The 2,588-nt window shown below is 40.0% G+C and carries 3 protein-coding genes and 1 pseudogene; 1 reads left to right on the top strand and 3 read right to left on the bottom strand.

Annotation, left to right across the window (positions count from 1 at the left end; translation table 11 throughout):
- Positions 1-52: 52 nt before the first annotated feature.
- Positions 53-415 carry an IS66 family insertion sequence element accessory protein TnpB gene (gene tnpB, locus LG368_RS15150; protein ID WP_226754942.1) on the bottom strand — a complete coding sequence of 121 codons (363 nt, stop codon included), beginning with the start codon at positions 413-415 and terminating at the stop codon, positions 53-55.
- An 87-nt stretch (positions 416-502) separates the two neighbouring features.
- On the opposite strand from tnpB, the pseudogene tnpA reads away from it, so the two are divergent.
- A pseudogene (tnpA, locus tag LG368_RS15145) lies at positions 503-760 on the top strand (IS200/IS605 family transposase); the annotation flags it as partial.
- 112 nt (positions 761-872) lie between these two features.
- On the opposite strand, the gene LG368_RS15140 reads toward tnpA, so the two are convergent.
- Positions 873-1,037 (bottom strand): hypothetical protein, encoded by a 165-nt coding sequence (locus LG368_RS15140; RefSeq protein ID WP_226755529.1) that lies wholly within the window; start codon positions 1,035-1,037, stop codon positions 873-875.
- A gap of 9 nt (positions 1,038-1,046) precedes the next feature.
- Complete coding sequence (locus LG368_RS15135) at positions 1,047-1,757, bottom strand: zeta toxin family protein (RefSeq protein WP_226755528.1); 711 nt, start codon at positions 1,755-1,757, stop codon at positions 1,047-1,049.
- Positions 1,758-2,588 lie beyond the last annotated feature (831 nt).

The following is a 2,588-nucleotide window of genomic DNA, read 5'->3' as shown; positions in this document are numbered from 1 at the left end:
GGTAGGTCATTTTGAAGTGTTTTCATGGGATGGATTATACCAATCAAACACCTTACTCGTCATGATATCGATAGGTTAAATGTGGGTGTGCTTCTTGTAAATTGAGAGCCAGGCCATCTAGCAACCAATTAAGCTGACGAGGTGAGATTTGAATAGACAATTGTTCGTCATCAATACCAGGCCACTGAAAATGCCCTTTTTCGAGCCGCTTATAATGCAGCCAGAAACCATTTGACGCCCATTGCAATATTTTGACTTTATCGCGCGCTCGACCGCAAAAGACAAAAATATGATCACTACAAGGCTCTTTTTTCAGATCATAGGCGACAATATTGCATAAACCGTCAATGGCTTTACGCATATCAGTTGGCCCACAAATGAGAGTCACATTGAGTTGAGCAGAAGCGGTAAACATAAGTCTTTTATTCCCATGAAAGAAAAAAAAAGACTTTATGTTTTTTGACAAGGATTAAAACGTGTGGTTTAGCTGACGCTTACGGTTGAACTGAAAGAGTTTAACGGCGAGTCAGATCACGTTCATATTTTGATAAATTACCCACCAAAAGTTCAGCTTACGAAGTTAGTGAACAGCTTAAAAGGTGTAAGCAGCAGAAAAATGAAGCAGTATCACCCAGAGCTTGAGCCACCCGCTTATTTGAAAAATGCACTCTGGGCGAGAAGTTACTTTGCTGGCAGTTGCGGAGGGGCAAGTATCGATGTTTTAAAAGGTTACATCGCAAACCAAAACAGACCTGATTAGAAGCCCATCGGCTTCGCCCTTATATCCCCTGCCTAGAAGTCAGGGGGCTTACGGGCATAATGCTAAAAAAGCAGGCTAGATAGCCTGCTTTCAATCTGCATTATAAGTATTGTTATATCCGCTTAGTTCGTTCAGCCAGCGCAATAACTTCTTTTTGCTCTTTGATCGTTTCTCTTACTACTTTATCAAAGAACTTGCGCTTTTCACGAGATGAACCATGACGGATAAAATCAGAAAAGGCGGTTGATTTTACCGTTATTCTTTCAGAAGTAGACATATTTACCTCTCATTTATCCTTCAGGATAAGATCTTCTAACATTTTTTCATTGTACTTTTTGCGAAACAGGGCGTCAATGTTCGTTACATTGAAGTGAGGCCGATCATTCTTTCCATCTATATTTTTTTCTATAAAGGTTAAATTTACTTGATCACCAAAATAGCTTTTCAGTTCACTGACTACGGTTTGTGAGCCTAAAAATTGCTTAACAAAAACCTCTTCTGGGACTCGACGCCCCTCAGTCCCCTCTCTTGCCTTAACAAATTTCCACGCCTGTTCTGGTGACTGATAAACAAAGATGATGAGCACATATCTGTTTCGTTTCAAAGAGCGTTCAATGTTGGACTTCGCTTTATCAAGGCTCGACAAAGTAGAGTCAAGTATAAAGCTCACTCCTTGCTTTAACGCTCGATCATGAATAGCCTCAACAAGAAGAGTTGCAGGTCTTTGGAATAATGGGGAGTTTTGACCATTATAATCCTCAAACACTTTACGAAGTTCATCATTTTCAATGTGAACTAGTTTCTGACCAGATTCCGAGCTAAAGTCCCTTATCATCCTTCTCGCTGTTTCAGTTTTTCCTGCCCCAGGCGAACCCGCCATGAAAACGGATACTGCTTCTTCCTCTCTAGGTAAATGATCAATTTGACTTGAAGCAATTTCTTTCTTACGAGCTTTTGCTTCTAAAATTGCTTTAGCTATTATTGCTTCATCATTCAAATCACTCACCTTTTTTTAACGTTCAACGGGGATTCATACAATAAGTGCGACACTCATGGATAAGTTGAGGTGGGTAGCCAACCATTGATAGTGGTAAGCTTCTCACCACCAAAATCAAAGCTAATTTACCATGATCTACCAACAGTTGATCGAAGGACAACTATACCAGATATCGGTTCTTCATGCAGAGAGCTATTCCCCCAAACGCATTTGATTTCCCAGAGTTTGCTAGACAGTGGAATTTTCTAAAAAGTACTGTTCTTCAAACTTTGCAGGTGACATCCCGCCTGTATGTGAATGTCGTTTTATCGGGTTGTAGAACATCTCTAAAATTAAATATCTCACCTTTCGCTTCTTCTCGTATCGAGTATATCTTTCGTTTTGTCACTCTCTTCTTAAAGGTCGAAAAAAAGCTTTCTGCCACCGCATTATCATGATAATTGCCTCGACGACTCATTGATAGCGCTAAGTTATGAGCCTTCATAAAAGCGAGATAATCAGAGCTTGCATATTGGCTGCCCTGACCGCTGTGCACTAACACTTCATTTTTAGGCTTACGTTCATTGGAGGCAAATAGGTCGCTGTGGCATGATTAGTCGTCCCTGAATAACTCTCAACCTATTGAATTTATTGTGTTTTTATTAGATAGTTTATGTCTAAATCTTGCCTTAAATACAGTGTAAGGCCCAAAAAGTTGCAGAATTGGTGAGTTTTATGAAGCCTCGTCAGACAGAGAGCATTCCACAAAAAGATTTATTTCAACCTCAGCTCGTAGACATCATTAACTCGAATCATCCTTTAGTAAGGTTATCCAAGACTATTGATTGGACC

The sequence above is a fragment of the Marinomonas algarum genome, assembly GCF_020532605.1.
GTDB lineage: Bacteria > Pseudomonadota > Gammaproteobacteria > Pseudomonadales > Marinomonadaceae > Marinomonas > Marinomonas algarum.
The sequence above is the reverse complement of the archived record's forward strand: the minus strand, read 5'-3'. Positions and strand labels throughout refer to the sequence as shown.